General features: G+C 55.9%; 15 protein-coding genes. 8 read left to right on the forward strand and 7 right to left on the reverse strand.

The genetic code is table 11. The features are described 5' to 3' along the window. Positions 1 to 12: 12 nt before the first annotated feature. Positions 13 to 906 carry an AraC family transcriptional regulator gene (locus tag ATO67_RS19125; RefSeq protein ID WP_067652929.1) on the reverse strand — a complete coding sequence of 298 codons (894 nt, stop codon included), beginning with the start codon at positions 904 to 906 and terminating at the stop codon, positions 13 to 15. Between the two features lie 187 nt (positions 907 to 1,093). Here ATO67_RS19125 and melA (ATO67_RS19130) point away from each other — a divergent pair, with 187 nt between their 5' ends. The 7 genes from melA (ATO67_RS19130) (at position 1,094) to ATO67_RS19160 (ending at position 10,384) form a co-directional block, all read left to right on the forward strand. Beyond that, complete coding sequence (gene melA / locus ATO67_RS19130) at positions 1,094 to 2,560, forward strand: alpha-glucosidase/alpha-galactosidase (protein ID WP_067653124.1); 1,467 nt, start codon at positions 1,094 to 1,096, stop codon at positions 2,558 to 2,560. A gap of 102 nt (positions 2,561 to 2,662) precedes the next feature. Next, positions 2,663 to 4,750, forward strand: coding sequence for an ABC transporter substrate-binding protein (locus tag ATO67_RS19135; RefSeq protein ID WP_067652932.1), 2,088 nt, complete (start codon positions 2,663 to 2,665; stop codon positions 4,748 to 4,750). 106 nt (positions 4,751 to 4,856) lie between these two features. Further along, on the forward strand, positions 4,857 to 5,864 hold the full coding sequence (locus tag ATO67_RS19140; protein WP_067652934.1) for an ABC transporter permease: 1,008 nt from the start codon (positions 4,857 to 4,859) through the stop codon (positions 5,862 to 5,864). A gap of 1 nt (position 5,865) precedes the next feature. After that, positions 5,866 to 6,996, forward strand: a complete 1,131-nt coding sequence (locus ATO67_RS19145; RefSeq protein WP_067652936.1) for an ABC transporter permease — start codon at positions 5,866 to 5,868, stop codon at positions 6,994 to 6,996. Positions 6,997 to 7,010: 14 nt separating this feature from the next. Continuing rightward, positions 7,011 to 8,678 (forward strand): ABC transporter ATP-binding protein, encoded by a 1,668-nt coding sequence (locus ATO67_RS19150; RefSeq protein ID WP_067652938.1) that lies wholly within the window; start codon positions 7,011 to 7,013, stop codon positions 8,676 to 8,678. Positions 8,679 to 8,697: 19 nt separating this feature from the next. After that, positions 8,698 to 10,068 carry an alpha-glucosidase/alpha-galactosidase gene (gene melA / locus ATO67_RS19155; RefSeq protein ID WP_067652940.1) on the forward strand — a complete coding sequence of 457 codons (1,371 nt, stop codon included), beginning with the start codon at positions 8,698 to 8,700 and terminating at the stop codon, positions 10,066 to 10,068. A 58-nt stretch (positions 10,069 to 10,126) separates the two neighbouring features. After that, positions 10,127 to 10,384 (forward strand): hypothetical protein, encoded by a 258-nt coding sequence (locus ATO67_RS19160; protein WP_157940917.1) that lies wholly within the window; start codon positions 10,127 to 10,129, stop codon positions 10,382 to 10,384. On the opposite strand, the gene ATO67_RS19165 is transcribed toward ATO67_RS19160, so the two are convergent. The 6 genes from ATO67_RS19165 to pobA form a co-directional block, all read right to left on the reverse strand. Continuing rightward, entirely contained in the window at positions 10,381 to 11,109 is a 729-nt protein-coding gene (locus ATO67_RS19165) for an ABC transporter ATP-binding protein (RefSeq protein ID WP_067653126.1), read from the reverse strand. The two genes, ATO67_RS19160 and ATO67_RS19165, sit on opposite strands and share 4 nt — an antisense overlap. Continuing rightward, entirely contained in the window at positions 11,090 to 11,854 is a 765-nt protein-coding gene (locus tag ATO67_RS19170; protein WP_067652944.1) for an ABC transporter ATP-binding protein, read from the reverse strand. The genes ATO67_RS19165 and ATO67_RS19170 overlap by 20 nt, the downstream gene beginning before the upstream one ends. Continuing rightward, positions 11,851 to 12,855 (reverse strand): branched-chain amino acid ABC transporter permease, encoded by a 1,005-nt coding sequence (locus ATO67_RS19175; protein ID WP_067653128.1) that lies wholly within the window; start codon positions 12,853 to 12,855, stop codon positions 11,851 to 11,853. Before ATO67_RS19175 ends, ATO67_RS19170 begins: the two co-directional genes overlap by 4 nt. Before the next feature lie 17 nt (positions 12,856 to 12,872). Then, positions 12,873 to 13,736, reverse strand: coding sequence for a branched-chain amino acid ABC transporter permease (locus ATO67_RS19180; RefSeq protein ID WP_067652946.1), 864 nt, complete (start codon positions 13,734 to 13,736; stop codon positions 12,873 to 12,875). A gap of 64 nt (positions 13,737 to 13,800) precedes the next feature. Next, positions 13,801 to 14,973 (reverse strand): ABC transporter substrate-binding protein, encoded by a 1,173-nt coding sequence (locus ATO67_RS19185; protein ID WP_067652948.1) that lies wholly within the window; start codon positions 14,971 to 14,973, stop codon positions 13,801 to 13,803. Positions 14,974 to 15,075: 102 nt separating this feature from the next. Further along, positions 15,076 to 16,248, reverse strand: coding sequence for a 4-hydroxybenzoate 3-monooxygenase (pobA, locus tag ATO67_RS19190; protein WP_067652950.1), 1,173 nt, complete (start codon positions 16,246 to 16,248; stop codon positions 15,076 to 15,078). Between the two features lie 114 nt (positions 16,249 to 16,362). Here pobA and ATO67_RS19195 point away from each other — a divergent pair, with 114 nt between their 5' ends. After that, positions 16,363 to 17,244 carry a helix-turn-helix domain-containing protein gene (locus ATO67_RS19195; RefSeq protein ID WP_067653130.1) on the forward strand — a complete coding sequence of 294 codons (882 nt, stop codon included), beginning with the start codon at positions 16,363 to 16,365 and terminating at the stop codon, positions 17,242 to 17,244. Positions 17,245 to 17,290: the final 46 nt, after the last annotated feature.

A 17,290-nucleotide genomic window follows, 5' to 3' on the forward strand; every position in this document is an offset into this window, starting at 1 on the left:
CAAAACCAAAATCTATGACTTTGAAGCGCGCACGCTGGAATACATGCCTGTGCTTCTAAATTCACTCGGGTTGATGCCGTATAGCCGTCGAAAAACCTTCGAGAAATAATTAGGGTCTTCGAATCCACATAGTACAGACACCTCCTTGATGGGCATGTTTGCCGCCGTGGTGAGAAGTTTTGCCGCCCGTCGTAGCCGCTTTTGCAGAACACATTCAGCAGGCGGCACGCCCTCATTTGCAGCAAAAATGCGGGAAAAATGTGCACGGCTAAGACCCGCCACGGCTGCGAGCTCATTGACTGACAGGTTTTTGTCCAGATGGCTGTCGATGTGACTCAGCACCTGTTGCATCGTGCGGTACTCGCCGCCGAAAGAAGGATGGGAGCCGAAGACGTCATCGTAAAGCACCATCGCGGCTTCATAGGCAGCGGCAGAAGCACTGCCTGGGGTTTCAGCGCCGTTGACCAGCCTTGAACAGCATGAGGCAAGATGATCGATTGTTTCTGGCTTCAACCTGATGACTGGACCGGTTACGGAGAGAACTGCCTGGTGGATGCGCAACGCTTCTTGCCCGTTCATGGATATCCAGAAGAACTCCCATCGCCCATCTTCCTCCAGCCAGTAGCGATGGTTGTGGGGCATGAGCAGAAGCAGGGTCTCACCAGGTCCAATGCGGTAGGTGCTGTTCTCATATCGCAGGTTTCCTTGACCACTTATGCAATATTGCAGGACAGTAAAAGGTGTCTGCCCGCGCCTTCTACCATCCCAGTCATAGCCGCCACCCTGGCGGATTTCATAGCCGCTGCTGGTGGGCATCGTGTGCAATGTTTGCCTGCCACGGGGCAACGAAACAGTCCGCATAACAGGTCCTTGATCGATCAAATCCTGCAGCACAAAATTACCCATAAAAGCATAATCCTTCTCTGGCCCTTGCGATTTTTATCAGCATAATCCCGCCTCAAGGAGAGGATCAAGGGGAGTATACCGAAGGAGAATCCATATTATTCGGCGAGTTCCCGATTTTTTCTCCATTTTCTCGTGATTGAATTCCCTACCCTACTTTCGCATTCTTTTCGCAAACGAAGGTGCCAACATGAGTTTCAAAATCGCTATCATTGGTGCAGGAAGTGTCGGCTTTACCAAAAAACTGTTCACCGATCTCTTGTGCGTACCGGAATTTCGCGATGTGGAAGTCGCGCTGACCGATATCAGCCAACATAATCTCGATATGATCAAAGCGATCCTTGATCGTGTCGTGGAAGCCAACGGGCTTCCCGTAAAGGTCACCGCAACAACCGAGCGTCGCCGCGCGTTGGAAGGCGCGAAATATGTCATCAGCTGTGTGCGGGTCGGCGGCCTTGAAGCCTACGCGGACGATATTCGCATCCCGCTGAAATACGGGATCGACCAATGTGTCGGCGATACAATCTGCGCAGGTGGCATCCTGTATGGGCAACGCAACATTCCGGTCATCTTGGATTTCTGCAAGGACATTCGCGAGGTCGCTGCACCAGATGCCAGGTTCCTGAACTATGCCAACCCCATGGCCATGAACACCTGGGCAGCGATTGAATATGGCAAGGTCGATACGGTTGGCCTGTGCCACGGCGTTCAGCATGGCGCCGAGCAGATTGCAGAGGTGCTGGGTGCTCAGTCTGTTTCTGAACTGGATTACATCTGCTCAGGCATCAACCACCAGACATGGTTTATTGATCTGAAGCTCAATGGTCGCAAGATCGGTAAGGATGAGTTGATTGCCGGGTTTGAAGCCCATCCGGTTTTCTCGCAGCAGGAAAAGCTGCGCATCGATGTGTTGAAACGATTTGGTGTTTACTCCACGGAAAGCAACGGTCACCTCTCGGAATATCTGCCATGGTATCGCAAACGCCCGGACGAAATCGCCCGTTGGATCGATATGTCCGACTGGATTCACGGAGAAACCGGCGGTTATCTGCGGCACTCGACAGAGACCCGAAATTGGTTCGAAACGGAATTTCCGCAGTTCCTGGAATCGGCATCGAAGCTTCTCGATCCAACTAAGCGTTCAAACGAACATGCCAGCCATATTCTTGAGGCGCTGGAAACAGGGCGTGTGTATCGCGGCCATTTCAATGTCAAAAACAATGGCATTATCACCAACCTGCCGCAGGATGCCATCATCGAATCGCCCGGGTTCGTGGATCGTTTCGGCATCAACATGGTCTCCGGCATCACGATCCCGGAAGCCTGTGCGGCGACATGCATGGCGTCGATCAGCGTTCAACGCATGTCGGTTCATGCAGCTGTCACTGGGGATATCGACCTTCTGAAACTTGCTGTTCTCCATGACCCCTTGGTGGGTGCGGTATCGACACCGGAAGAGGTGTGGCAGATGGTCGACGAAATGGTGATCGCGCAGGCGCGCTGGTTGCCACAATACGCGCATGCCGTACCGGCAGCGAAGGATCGTCTTTCCAGATCCACTGTCAAAACGAGCGATTGGACGGGCGCTGCAAGGCGTCATGTCAGATCGATTGAGGAATTGCGCGCCGAGAAAGCAGCACTGAAAAAAGCAGTTTGATTTATCTGCGGCAGCATCGACGCGAGGAGGCATCGGTACTGACCGTTTTCCGGGAAGCAAAGGGACAGGCGTGCCTGGTCGCGCCATTGGGAGGAGATAACGATGCAACATCCACACAGGAATTTCTTGAGTGCTTGCCTTGCTTTCGGCGTTTCGCTGATCGCACTGAATGCGCATGCATTTCAAACATCGGCACCACCTGAACCAGCGAAATTTCCCGCCGAAGGAAAGATAAAATATGTGGAGCGTGACTCCATTTTGGAGTTCAAGGCGTTACCCAACTACTCGGAGCCTGATTGGGTCTCTGAAAAATTCGAAAAGACCGGCAAGCTCCCACCGCTCAAAGACAGACTGCCGGACGAACCATTGGTCTACAAGACGGGAAATATGCCGGATGGGACAGGTGTTTACGGCGATACTCTGCGCCACGTCGTTGGTGGACGTCCCGAAGGCTGGAATTACATGGCCGGCCAGACACAGGGCTGGGGCGGCATCGATATAGCGTTGTCGGAATGCCTGACACGCACCGCACCATTGTTTCAGGTAGATGCCAAAGACACAGAGCCGCTGCCCAATCTAGCTAAAAGCTGGGAGTGGTCGCAGGATGGTCACAAGCTGACGATGCACTTGATCAAAGGCGCCAAATGGTCTGATGGGGTACCCTTCACAGCAGAAGACATCATGTTTTACTGGGAAGATGGTGTGATAGACCCAAATGTGTCGCCGCTTGGTGGGGGTGCGTCGCCGGAAGCTTTTGGAGAGGGTACGACCCTTACCAAGATCGATGATTACACGGTCGAATGGACGTTCAAGAGCGCCTTTCCTAAGCAGTATCTCTATACAATGGCCTATCCGAACTTCTGCCCGGGGCCAGCACATATTCTAAAGCCGCAACACCCTAAATATTCGAAAAACACCTATAATCAGTTCAAGAATGCCTTCCCGCCCGAATATATGAACATGCCGGTCATGGGTGCGTGGGCGCCGGTGTCATACCGACCGGATGACCTAATCGTCCTGCGTCGCAACCCTTATTACTGGAAAGTCGATGAAAAGGGCCAGCAACTGCCCTATGTCGATGAAATTCACTACAAGCTTTCCACTTGGGCTGATCGCGATGTGCAGGCTGTGGCCGGATCTGGCGATTTCTCCAACCTGGAACAGCCGGAAAACTTCGTGGCTGCGCTCAAGCGTGCTGCCGACGAAAACGCGCCGGCAAGACTTGCCTTTGGCCCGCGTCTGATCGGCTATAACCTACAAATGAACTTCTCAGCCAATGGCTGGGGTTCGCCCGACGAACGGGAACAGGCCATTCGTGAACTGAACCGCAATCAGGATTTCCGTGAGGCAGTGACGTCGGCTATTGATCGCAAGGCTGTCGGCGATTCGCTGGTCAAAGGTCCGTTTACCGCGATTTATCCCGGGGGCATTTCATCCGGCACCAGCTTTTACGACCGCAACTCGACTGTCTATTATCCCTACGACCTTGAAGGCGCAAAGGCCGCTCTCGCAAAGATTGGGCTGAAGGACACGGACGGCGATGGGTTCGTGAACTTCCCGGCAGGCACGGCTGGCGGCAAAAACGTCAAGATCGTTCTGCTCGTCAACAATACCTACACGACAGACAAGAGCCTTGCAGAAGGTCTGGTTGGCCAGATGGCAAAGTTAGGTCTGCGCGTGGTACTTAATTCTCTCGATGGCAACCAGCGAGATGCCGCGCATTATGGCGGCCGGTTCGATTGGCTGGTTCGCCGCAATACGACCGAACTCGCTTCTGTGGTGCAAAACACCGAGCAGCTTGCACCGGTTGGTCCGCGCACCAGTTGGAACCACCGCGCGCCGGAAGGCAAGCAAGTCGACATGATGCCTTTTGAAAAAGAAATGGTCGATCTCGTCAACCGCTTCATTGCCTCTCAGGATAATGCCGAGCGGGCCGCTCTGATGAAGCAATATCAGAAGGTCTACACACAGAACCTCTATACGATTGGCCTGACCGAGTATCCCGGAGCGCTGATCATCAACAAGCGTTTCTCTAATGTACCGCAGGGAACACCGATCTTCATGTTCAACTGGGCGGAAGACGCTGTCATGCGCGAACGCCTTTGGGTCGCGACCAATAAACAGGGCAAATACGAGCTATTTCCCCAACAACTGCCCGGCAAGCCCGGTGATAAAGGCCCCATCAACTAGCTCCCTCCCGGAGACACCATGACCGGTCGCGCGTGAAGCGCGGCCGGCGGGAGAAAAGGCGGAACCGATCATAAGCCGGGCCCGCAATGCAGGGAGATATTTTATTATGCTCAGGTTCTTTTTTGTTCGCCTCGGCTCAGCCATACCCGTGATGCTGATCCTCAGTATCGTGACATTCGCTATCATCCAGGCGCCGCCTGGCGACTATGCGGACTATATTCGCTCACAGCTGATGAATCAGGGTGGTGCGTCGTTTGAACAGGCCCAAGCGCAGGCGCAGGCGTACCGGGTCGAACACGGTCTCGATAAGCCTATCGTGGTACAATATTTCAACTGGATTGGCGGAATCGTTACCCGCGGTGACTTTGGTTACAGCTTTTACTACAACAAGCCGGTAGCGGAGGTCGTCGGCGAACGCCTGCCGCGGACGCTGCTTTTAGCACTCGTCTGCCATCTCCTGGCGTCGATACTTGGCATCACCTTCGGGGTATTGGCTGCGACACGGCAATATTCGTGGGTCGATAATATCCTGTCTGCCATCGCATTTCTGGGCATGACGATCCCTCGCTTTCTGATGGCGTTGATCATGGTCTACCTGATGGTCTTCCACTTCAACGTCGCTGAAATCGGTAGTTTCTTTTCACCCCAATATGGTGGTGCGCCTTGGTCCTGGGCAAAGTTCGTTGATCTGGTTAGCCATGTCTGGCCGGTTGTTGCCATTGCCACCTTCGGAGGGCTGGCCTACAACATGCGCGTGATGCGCGGCAATCTGCTGGATACGCTTAATGCGCAATATGTCGAAACGGCGCGCGCCAAGGGGCTGTCGGAAGGCGCGGTCATTATGCGCCACGCCGTGCCAAACGCGCTGCATCCGCTCGTCATGTATCAGGGTGTCGTGTTGCCCTATATGCTGACCGGCGAAATTGAAACGGCCATCATCTTCGCGCTGCCAACCGTTGGTCCCGCCATTGTTGGCTCCATGGCCGTGGGCGATGTCTACGTCACCGCCACCTTCATGATGGTGCTTGCCGCGACTCTCATTATTGGGAACATCATCGCAGATATCTTGCTCGCTCTTCTCGATCCGCGTGTGCGCGAAATAGGGAGGGCGTGAGATGGTTGCCGTGCATAGTTCAACGAGCCAGGAACAGGTCATCAACGTTGCAGAACAGCGTGCAAACGAAACGTATACGGCACTGGTCTGGCGCCGATTACGGCGCTCCTTCACTGGCATGGTCGGCTTGGCACTTGTCGTTCTCCTCATCCTCATCGCCATCTTCGCCGATTTTTTTGCGCCTGCAGATCCAAGAGAAACCGGGGCCAGTTTCACCCCCCCACAAAGCATCAGCTTCAAGGAAAAAGATGGGACTTTCAGCATCTGGCCGCGCGTCTATGCGATGGCAGAAACGGAAGAGCTCGACCCGGTCACATTCCAGCCCATCGTCGGACCGAATTACGATAACCCACATTATCTCGGTTTTTTCGTCAAAGGTGCGCCGTACAATCTCTTCGGCCTGTTTCCCACGGAGCGTCATTTCTTCGGTTCTGTGGACGGCCAAACGGTCCATTTTCTGGGAACGGACAAGTTTGGCCGCGATGTCTTGTCGCGCGCCATTCACGGCTCGCGGATTTCTCTCGCCATCGCGCTGAGCGTCGTTTTTATCGTGACCGTCATCGGCACCAGTGTCGGCTTGATATCTGGCTATTTCGGCGGCGCGGTGGATGCGTGGGTACAGCGCTTTGTCGACATCGTCCTCGCTTTCCCGCAATTGCCGCTGTATCTGGCGCTGACATCGCTCATTCCTGTCACCGCCCCGACAAACGTGTTTCTGACCTTCGTCGTGGTTGTTATGTCGGCGCTTGGCTGGGCACAGATGTCCCGTGAAGTCCGTGGTAAAACAATGGCGCTTGCGCGGATCGATTATGTACGGGCCGCCATGGCGATCGGCGCGACAGACCGGCGCATCATCTTTCAGCACATTCTGCCCAATGTGATGAGCCACGTCATCGTTGCCGTTACGCTGCATATTCCAAGTGTCGTCCTCCTGGAATCCTTCCTTGGCTTCCTTGGTTTTGCCGTCAAACCTCCACTGATTTCGTGGGGACTGATGTTGCAGGATACGGCAACCTATTCGGTCATCGGTTCGTATCCGTGGATATTGGCGCCCGTCGGTTTCGTCCTTGTGACTGTCTTTGCCTTCAACGCGCTGGGCGACGGCCTACGCGATGCTGTTGATCCCTATTGAGAGAGGAGACTGGAATGGTTACGTCCTCGTTGGCATCTTTCGCGCCTGATGAACGCTTCGACCATGCATCACGCCAGGATGCGCCTATCATCGATGCGCGCAATATCGCGGTCAATTTCAAAGTCGAGCACGGCACCGTAGATGCTGTTAAAGGCGTATCCTTCCAACTCTATCGCGGCGAAACCATCGCCATCGTCGGGGAATCTGGTTCCGGAAAATCCGTCACGGCGCGGACCGTCATGGGACTTTTGTCGAAACGTGCTGTCGTTTCAAGTGCAGCCTCTGTGTCTTATGACGGCAAAAACATTCTAAAGTTACCGGAGCGGGCACGCAGGGCAATGCGTGGCAACCGTCTGGCGATGATCTTTCAAGAGCCGATGAGTTCGCTCAACCCGATCTACACAATTGGTAGCCAAATCGTTGAAGCAATCCGCGTTCACAACAGAATGGGCCGCAAGCAAGCTGAAGCGCGTGCGCTGGAACTGCTCAAACAAGTTCATATTCCAGATCCGGAAGCGCGGCTGAAGCAATATCCGCATCAACTATCCGGCGGCCAGCGTCAACGTGTGATGATCGCGATGGCCTTGTCGAACGACCCTGACGTCCTGATTGCTGACGAGCCAACGACGGCATTGGATGTGACGGTGCAGGCACAAATCCTCAACCTCGTTAGAGAGTTACAGCAAGCACGCGGCATGGCCGTCGTTCTCATCACGCACGATCTGACCATCGTTCGGAAATTTTCCGATTATGTTTACGTCATGCAGCATGGCGAGGTGCGGGAGCACAATACCACGGAAGAGATCTTCACCAACCCGCGGCACGCCTACACAAAGAAGCTTCTCAATTCCGAGCCACAAGGACACGCTCACCCCCTGCCCTCCGGCTCCACAATGTTGCTGGAAGCTAATGACGTGCGCGTGTCCTTCATGTTGCGCCATGGCGGTTTGTTCAAACCGCAACTGAGGGAACTTATTGCTGTCGATAGCCTAGGGTTGACGCTGCGCAGACACGAAACGCTTGGGATTGTGGGAGAGTCAGGGTCGGGAAAGACGACCTTCGGACAATCATTGCTCCGGCTGAATGAACCCGAGGGTGGTCGCATTCTGTTTGACAATGAACCGATCCATGGAAAATCACGTGCGCAAATGCGCCCCTTACGGTCGCGCATGCAAGTTGTGTTTCAGGACCCATTTTCATCTCTCAATCCTCGTATGACCATCGGCCAGATCATCGAGGAAGGACTTGTCGTCAACGGGTTGGGAGCGAACAAGGCGGAGCGGCTGGAGCGGGTCTGCGATGCGCTGAACGCCTCCGGAATGCCAACCAATATTCTCTCACGTTTTCCTCATGAGTTTTCTGGCGGCCAGCGCCAGCGAATCGCGATTGCACGTGCCATTGCGCTAGAGCCGGAATTCATCCTGCTGGATGAACCGACATCGGCGCTCGACCTTTCGGTTCAGTCCCAGATCATCGCCCTGCTGCGCAAGCTACAGGATGAGAAAGGCCTGAGTTACCTGTTTATCTCGCATGATCTGAAAGTGGTGCGCGCACTCTGCCATCGCGTCATCGTCATGCAAAACGGTCGGATTGTGGAGGAAGGACCAGTGGAAGACGTACTGGCAAATCCCCAGACCGCCTACACGCAACGGCTCGTTAAAGCCGCATTCGAAATCGCCTGAATTGCTATCGGAGACAGAGATGACAAAAGACCCAAGGATCACCTTTATCGGCGCTGGATCAACGGTGTTTATGAAAAACATCATCGGCGATGTGCTTCAACGCCCTGCTCTTTCCGGTGCGAAGATTGCACTCATGGACATCAACCCGCAACGGTTGGAAGAAAGCGCAATTGTCGCCAACAAGCTGATTTCAACGTTGGGCGCAAAAGCGACCGTTGAAACCCATACAGATCAACGCAAGGCGCTCAGCGGCGCGGATTTTGTCGTTGTCGCATTCCAGATCGGCGGGTACGAGCCTTGCACGGTAACAGACTTTGAACTGCCCAAGAAATATGGCCTGCGACAGACCATTGCAGATACGCTCGGTGTGGGCGGTATCATGCGCGGCTTACGTACCGTGCCGCATTTATGGAAGATTTGCGAGGACATGCTTGCCGTCTGCCCCCATGCGATCATGCTGCAATATGTAAATCCGATGGCGATCAATACCTGGGCGATTGCTGAAAAATACCCGACAATCCGTCAGGTCGGGCTTTGCCATTCTGTGCAGGGAACGGCCATGGAATTGGCAGAAGACCTTGAAATTCCCTACGACGAGATTCGCTATCGCTCTGCCGGTATCAACCACATGGCATTCTTTCTGGAATTTGAACATCGCCAGCCAGACGGCAGCTACCGTAATCTCTATCCGGACCTTTTTCGCGCCTACCGCGAAGGCCGCGCACCGAAACCCGGCTGGAATCCACGATGCGTCAACAAGGTGCGTTATGAGATGCTGACCCGGCTTGGCTACTTCGTGACCGAGAGCTCCGAGCATTTTGCTGAGTACACGCCCTATTTTATCAAGGAAGGGCGCGACGATCTTATAAAAAAGTTCGGCATTCCTCTGGATGAGTACCCAAAACGCTGCATTGAACAGATCGAAAAGTGGAGGGGCCAAACCACGACCTACCGTTCTGCAGATAAGATAGAGGTCAAGAAGTCGAAGGAATATGCGTCATCGATTATCAACTCGGTATGGACCGGTGAGCCGTCGGTCATCTATGGCAACCTGCGCAATAATGGCTGCATCACGTCGCTGCCAGCCAACTGTGCGGCAGAGGTACCCTGCCTTGTCGACCACAACGGCATTCAGCCAACCTTCATTGGCGACCTCCCACCGCAACTGACGGCACTGATGCGCACCAACATCAACGTGCAGGAACTGACCGTCGCTGCACTGATGACCGAGAACAGGGAACATATTTTCCACGCGGCCATGCTGGACCCGCATACTGCGGCTGAACTGGACCTCGATCAGATTTGGTCACTGGTCGACGAACTGCTCGTTGCACATCGCGACTGGTTGCCTGAGTGGACAAGTGGGAAGGGAAAGATGCGCGCTGCCTAGTAAGGCTCGTTAAAGCAAGAATTGTTTACTGATAGTGTTGATCATCTGTGCGATGCAGGTGAGCAGGCTCCAATCTGGAGACGGCGACTTCTCGCCGTCTCCAGATCAGGTCAAATCAATCGAGCAGTTCTGCAGTCACCTTACGGCGGTCAGTCACGCGTTTTTCCATATGGTGGCCAATTGGCAGTTGTTGGCCCGCGACGAATACGAGCGGGAGCAGCTTCTCGGTGGAATCCGCGACGTCCAAGGCGCTGGCAAGCTGACCAGTCCATACATCGCCACGGGATATCGCCTCGCGCCAAATAGGGACGCCTAGGCCTCCTCGCTCAAAAGCCCACCGACTCCAAGAAGTCGCTCCACCGTGTCATGCTCCCCGGCAAGCGCCTTTGGCGTTCCGCTCCAGGCCAACCTGCCGCGTTCGAGAATGATCACCTGCTCGGCGAAGTCCAGCGCGCTCTGGATGCGTTGTTCGACCAGAAGGATCGTCATGTCGCCCGTCTTGGCAAGATCGGTGAAGGCCAGCATCAGTTCCTCGCAAATGACCGGAGCCAGCCCTTCCAGCGGTTCGTCCAGCAGGAGAACTGACGGGCGGCCGAGGATGGAGCGGGCGGTGGACAACATTTGCTGCTCGCCCCCCGACAACTGGTTGCCAAGATTGCGACGCCGCTCCTTGAGGCGCGGAAACATCTGGTAAGCCTCTTCCAACGCCGATTTCGGCCGTCCTTTCAGGCCAACGAACAGGTTTTCCTCGACAGTGAGCGTCGGAAACACGCAACGCGCCTGCGGCACATAACCGAGGCCCGCATGAGCTCTCGAAGCGCTCGGTGACGTCGTGATGTCCGTGCCGCCAAGCCGGATGCGTCCGTCGTATCGTTTGGTCTGGCCGGCGAATGTGGCGAGCAAGGTCGTTTTGCCCATACCGTTTCGGCCAAGCACGGCAAAGCGCTGGCCAGCAGGAACGGAGAAGGAGACGTTTTCCAGCACCTTCGTCTGGCCGTATCCGGCGGAGAGGTTTTCGACCTCAAGCGATGTGGCTGGCATCGGCATAGCTCCCTAGATACGCTTCCCGCACGCGGGCATCCTTGGTGACATCGACTGGCAGGCCGTCAAAGATGACGGCTCCCGCCGCCAGAACGATGACCCGTTTTGCAAACCGGAAGACCAGATCCATGTCGTGCTCGATCATCAGCACCGCGAGATCTGCGGGCAAGTCCGCAAGGGCATGTTCGATACGGCCGGTGTCACTTTGCGGCACGCCGGCGGCCGGTTCGTCGAGAAGCAGGACTTTCGGTTTTAACGCGAGTGCCATGGCAAGTTCCAGCAGGCGCTGCTGTCCGTAGGCAATCTCACTGACCCGGCGGTGCGCAAGATCGGCGAGACCGAGCTTTCCGAGCAGTGCCGAGACTTCAGCCATGACATCGGGCATCGTCAGAAAATTGCCGAACAAGCGGGTCGCGTGGCCGTCACGCTGCAGCACTGCAAGCGCCACATGTTCGGCAGGCGTCATGTCCTGGAAGAGCCGGGTGACCTGAAAGGAGCGCACGAGACCACGCCTGACGCGGCCCGTCGGGCCAATTTTCGTAACGGTCTCACCATTGAGTCGAACATCTCCCGAGTTCGGCTGCAGATTGCCAGTGACGAGATTGACGAAGGTGGTCTTACCCGCGCCATTCGGTCCGATCAGGGCGACACGGTCGCCCGGCATCATGGAAAGCGAAACGTTGTCGGTGACCGTCAGGCCACCAAACGTCTTTTTAAGATTGTTGACCTCGAAAACCGCGCTCATGGCTTCGCCTCCCTGCGACGCGAAACGTAGTTGGCGGCAGTTCCGTAAAGCCCCTTCGGGGCGAACAGGACGACGGCGATGAGCAACGCGCCGACCATCGTCAGCCAGTGAAAGGGGTTAGCGGCCGAAACGTAATCCTCAAACAGCATGAAGATCAGCGTTCCAGTCAAGGCACCGAACAGCGACCCGGTCCCGCCAAGCACCAGCATGACCAGCGCCTCCGCTGACTGCGTGAAGGATAGCGTATCGAGCGCAACGACCTGCGTCGAGATGGCATTCAACGCACCGCCGAGCCCCGCCACAGCGCCTGAGATGACATACATCCTGATCAGTACGGAGCTAGGAGACGCGCCCATCGCGCGTATTCGCAGAGTATCCTGGCGAACACCGCGGCTGAGCATACCGAAAGGCGAGCGAACGAGTATCCTCAGAAGAACAAATACGATCAACAGAAGGACCACACCGAAAACATAGCCCGTCTGACCGTAGAGGTCGAACTCGAACATGCCGAAAACAGGGTCGGGTGCGATGCCCGCAAGCCCGTCACTCCCCCCGGTCCAGGATGACATCTTGTTGGCAAGCTCGTGAAACAGGTGGATAAGTGCGATCGACAAGACGAGTTGCGGCAATCCGTGGGCGCGGAGCATGATCGCACCGCAAAGCAGGCCGGAAACGGCACCGCCGACGAGACCGGCCAATGTCATCAGTAACGGATCATTGATACCGTAATGGGCTGAAAGGATACCGGCGGCATAAGCACCCGATCCAAACAGCGCGGCATGGCCAAGTGTTGCTACGCCGCAATATCCGGTAACGAGATCGAGCGCCAGCACGAGAAACGCGATCGCGAGGATACGCGTGAGCAGCGCCAGATTGTCTGGGAACAGCAGATAGCCGATTACGGCCGCAACCACGATCACGGTGATGCCGATCAGGTCGCGCACCAGAGCGCTGCGTGTTTTGGCGCCTAGGAAGATGTCGTTGTTCACGTTGGAGGTCATTGCAACAGTCTCCTTCATCATTTCGCTCTTCCGGCAAGGCCGCGCGGAAACACGCAGATGATCGCGATCACCGCGAGGTAGAAGAAGAACTCGCCGAATTCCGGCATCAGGTAGCGCCCGGTCGTGTCGATCGCGCCCAACAGCAGACAGGCCGCGAGTGCGCCGGGAATGGATCCTGCACCGCCTACGGAGACGACGACAAGGAACGTCACCATATAGCGAAGCGCATAATAGGGCTCGACCGGCAAAAGCTCCGCACCGACGACCCCGCCGAATGCTGCGAGACCCACCGCGATGGCGAAGCTCATGGCGTAAATGATCTCGGTGCGGACACCAAGTGCGGCGGCCATAGCGGCGTCATCCACAGACGCCCGTACCTTGACCCCGAAATTGGTCCTTTCGATTGCAAACCAAAGACCGAGCGCCACGACGAGGCCGCAGACGATAGCAAAGAGACGGTGGACGGAAATGCTACGAAAGCCGAGGTCGGCGGCACCTTGCAGCGGGCCAGCCAGCGGGATGGTCTTCAGCGTCGGTCCCATGACATAGTTGGCAATGCCGATGACACAAAAGGTGATGCCAATCGTCATCAGAACCTGCGTTAATTCAGGGGCGCCATAGATGCGGCGGTAGAGAAACCGCTCGATCGGGATGGCGATGATGATCGTAAGCACGACAGCCGCTATCACTGCGACGGAATATCCGAGACCGAGATCGCGCGCCACATAGGACGCGATGTAACCGCCGATCATGGCGAAGGCGCCATGTGCCAGATTGACGACGCGCATCAATCCCATCGTCACCGAAAGGCCGATGGAAATGACGAACAGCACCATGCCATAGGCAAGGGCATCAATGGCTATGCTGAAGACTGTCTGCATGAATTAATCCTGCTCAAATCGGCGGGTCATGGACCCACCGATGCTTCGAGGTTTTTCTTGAGGCTTACTTCACGGCTGCAAGGCCTGGATCGCCCTGCTTTTCGAAGGTGCGGATTTCCTTGTTCATATACGTGCCGTCGTCAGCCTTCACGACTTCGCGAAGGTAAATGTTCTGGGTAATGTGCCGGCTTTCCGGATCGATCGATACAGGTCCGCGCGGGCTGGTCCAAGATAATCCCTTGACGGCTTCGACAGCCTTTTCCGCGTCTTGCTTGCCGCCGGTCGCCTCGATCATCTTGTAAATGACATGCATACCATCGAACGCGCCGACTGCTGGGAAGGAAAGCTCCGCCTTGTTGCCGATCGCCTTGGTGGCCGCTTCGACGAACGCCTTGTTTTCTGGCGAGTCATGCGAAACCGCGTAGTGGAACGTGGTCTGGATTCCGAGTGCCGCATCACCGAGCGCCGGCAGATCGGATTCCTGCGTCAAGTCACCGGGCGCGAAGAACCTCACGCCAGCGGTTTTCAGGCCGTTGTCGTTATAGGCCTTGACGAAGCCAAGCGTGGTTGGGCCGGATGGAAGGAAGGCGAAGACGCCGTCTGCGCCAGAATCCTTGATGCGCTGCATGATCGGGCTGAAATCATTGGTGGTGAGCGGCATGCGGATGGACTGTACGACCTCGCCGCCAGCCTTCACGAAGCCCGCTTTAAACGCATTTTCTGCGTCGATGCCCGGACCGTAATCGCTGACCACGGAGATCATCTTCTTGACGCCAGCCTCGAAAGCCACGGTCGCAATAGGGGTAGACGTCTGCCAGGTGGTGAAGGACGTGCGTACGACAAGCGGGCTGGTCTTCATGATCGCAGAGGTCGCGGCATTCATGATGACCATCGGCACCTTTGCCTGCTTCAGTATGGGTGTCACCGCCATGGCATCCGGGGTGAAGTAGAACCCGGCGAGATATTGCACCTTCTCCTTGACGACCAGTTCCTGGCCAAGCGCCTTGGACTGGGCCGGATCTGCCTGCGGCACATCGCGATAGATGATCTCGACCGTGTCATCGCCGATCTTGTTGCCATTGATCGCCATATACGCATCGATCCCGGCTTTGAAGTTCTTTCCCTGCAAGGCAAACGGACCTGAGAACGGCCCTACCACCCCAATCTTGATAACCTCTGCATAAGCCGTGCCGCTGAGTGCCACGGCCGCAATGGCCGCGATAATGATTTTCCTCATGATTTATTCCTCCCTTTGTGGTGCGCACCTCCCTGGCTTTGCACCGTTTCAAATTGCATTTTTAACGCGTAACTCTGGTCTGCACACCATATCGACAGTCGGTCAGTACGGCAGACCCACATAATTTTCGGCGAGAGCTGTGGATGCTGCTTGCGAATGCGTGAGATAATCGAGTTCGGCTTCCTGGATTTTTTGGTCGAAATCGCCCGTACCGGGAAAACGATGCATCATGGTGGTCATCCACCATGAAAACCGCACGGCCTTCCACGCTCTGGCAAGAGCCTTTTCCGAGTAGGTATCAAGTCCAGCGTCCGAATGATCACTGAAATGCTCTCTCAAGCCATTGAAGAGATAGTGCACGTCGCTGGCGGCAAGGTTCAGGCCCTTTGCGCCGGTAGGCGGCACGATATGGGCCGCGTCTCCCACAAGAAACAGAGTACCGAACCGCATTGGTTCAGCAACGAAGGATCGCAGTGGTGCAATCGATTTTTCGAAGGATGGAGCGGTCAGCAGTGCTTGCGCGTGATGGACCGGAAGGCGGCGCCTCAATTCATCCCAGAACCGGTCGTCGCTCCAATCTTCGATCTTTTCGTCCAAGGGACACTGGAGATAATAGCGGCTGCGGGTTTCGGAGCGCATGGAACAGAGCGCGAATCCCCGCGGATGGTTTGCATAGACCAGTTCATGGCTGACCGGCGCGACATCGGCCAGAACACCCAGCCACCCGAAGGGATAGATCTTTTCGAATATCTTGATTGCGTCCGGTGGCACCGCCTTACGGCTTGCACCGTGGAAGCCATCGCATCCGGCGATGAAGTCACAATCCAGCCGGTGGGTCGTGCCGTCCTTTTCGTAGCTTACGGACGGAGACGCCGTTTCGAAACCGTGCAGTTGCACCTTGGAGGCGTCATAGATAGTTAACGCCCCGCCAGCTTCGCGACAATCCATCAGGTCGCGGGTAACCTCGGTCTGGCCGTATACCATAACGCGCTTGCCGCCCGTGAGTTTCGCTAGGTCGATCCGGTGGTCGCGGCCATCGAATGCGAGCGAAAAACCGTCATGTGGAAGCCCTTCAGCATGCATCCGAGCACCGGCTTTTGCCTTGTCGAGAAGTTCGACCGTGCCTTCTTCCAGCACGCCAGCGCGCACACGGCCGAGAATATACTCTTTCGACACACGATCGAGAATGACGTTATCGATGCCTGCCTCACTCAGAAGCTGACCGAGCAGAAGTCCGGATGGACCTGAACCGATGATGGCAACCTGGGTTCTCAATGCTTTCCTCCCGATTGCAGTTGATGTTTCAAGTGTGATGAGCTTCGACCGTGTCGGCAATGGACATATCAGCCGGATGCTTGCACAATCTGAACATTCAGATTGGAGGCAAATGTGATGCAGTCCGTTCCCACATATATGCTCTACGGCGAGAATACGCGCAAAGAGCCTGATTTCTGGGTGCATTGCGAAACGATTGAGTCTCGGAGCAGCCGTCATGCCTGGGAAATCCGGCTTCACCGACATGACTCCTTCTTTCAGATATTGTACCTCAAAAGCGGGTCCGGCGACGCGGTACTCGACGATCGGATTGTACCGATTCCCCCGTCCTCCGTCGTCAGCGTACCAGCCGGTTTCAATCACGGATTTCGCTTCTCGCGCGATGTGAAGGGCTTCGTTCTGACGATTCTCAATACACATCTGGGCCACGGGCATGTCGAACACGGCGGACTGCTTTTGGTACCGCAGGTCACGCGGCTCGACATCGGTCAGGCCGACGGGGCCTATGTAGCGCAGACACTGACGCGGCTTGAGGATGAGTTCAACAATCGTCGCCCCGGTCGCGGCAACCTTATGGCCGCTTACATCTCTTCGACATTACAACTGCTGACGCGAATTTCATCTGCGCAGGATGCAAGACCACCATTCGCCGCAGACAAGCGACGTCGCATCGACGCGCTTCGCGCGCTTATCCACCAGCATTTCCGCGCCCATAAGCCGGTCGCCTTCTATGCGGAAGCGTTGGACGTGTCGCTCACCCATCTCAATCGCATCGTTCGCTCGGCACTGGGATGCACGGCACACGACCTGATTGCGGAAAAACTGATGGAGCAGGCAAAGGCGCAACTGCTGTTTTCAACAGCGCCCGTCAGCGAGGTCGCAGCTCATCTGGGCTTTGCCGATCCGGCCTATTTCTCCCGCTTCTTCGTGAGCCGGGCTGGCGAACCACCCCGCGTCTGGCGGCTTCGGGAACAGGCACGTCTCGATAATAGTTAAAATGCCAAATCACCGGACAGTGAGGAGACTTCATGTAACGTGGCAT

The organism is Agrobacterium bohemicum, from assembly GCF_001562555.1.
In the GTDB taxonomy this organism is placed as follows: domain Bacteria; phylum Pseudomonadota; class Alphaproteobacteria; order Rhizobiales; family Rhizobiaceae; genus Agrobacterium; species Agrobacterium bohemicum.